Raw genomic sequence first — 510 nt, 5'->3', positions numbered from 1 at the left:
TTAACTGAATCCATAGGTTAATGAGGCGAACCGGGGGAACTGAAACATCTAAGTACCCCGAGGAAAAGAAATCAACCGAGATTCCCCCAGTAGCGGCGAGCGAACGGGGAGCAGCCCAGAGCCTGAATCAGTGTGTGTGTTAGTGGAAGCGTCTGGAAAGGCGCGCGATACAGGGTGACAGCCCCGTACACAAAAATGCACATACTGTGAGCTCGATGAGTAGGGCGGGACACGTGGTATCCTGTCTGAATATGGGGGGACCATCCTCCAAGGCTAAATACTCCTGACTGACCGATAGTGAACCAGTACCGTGAGGGAAAGGCGAAAAGAACCCCGGCGAGGGGAGTGAAAAAGAACCTGAAACCGTGTACGTACAAGCAGTGGGAGCCTCTTTATGGGGTGACTGCGTACCTTTTGTATAATGGGTCAGCGACTTATATTCTGTAGCAAGGTTAACCGAATAGGGGAGCCGAAGGGAAACCGAGTCTTAACTGGGCGTTAAGTTGCAGG

Annotated in this window: 1 rRNA gene; it reads left to right on the top strand. The window is 52.0% G+C overall.

Features of this window, described 5'->3' with window-relative positions:
• A 23S ribosomal RNA gene (locus ACJHYD_RS24540) occupies nt 1–510 on the top strand; the annotation flags it as partial.

The organism is Escherichia sp. WS1368 (assembly GCF_046487485.1).
Classification (GTDB): domain Bacteria; phylum Pseudomonadota; class Gammaproteobacteria; order Enterobacterales; family Enterobacteriaceae; genus Escherichia; species Escherichia coli.
Note: the sequence above shows the minus strand (reverse complement) of the source record. Positions and strands in the feature narration are given on the sequence as shown.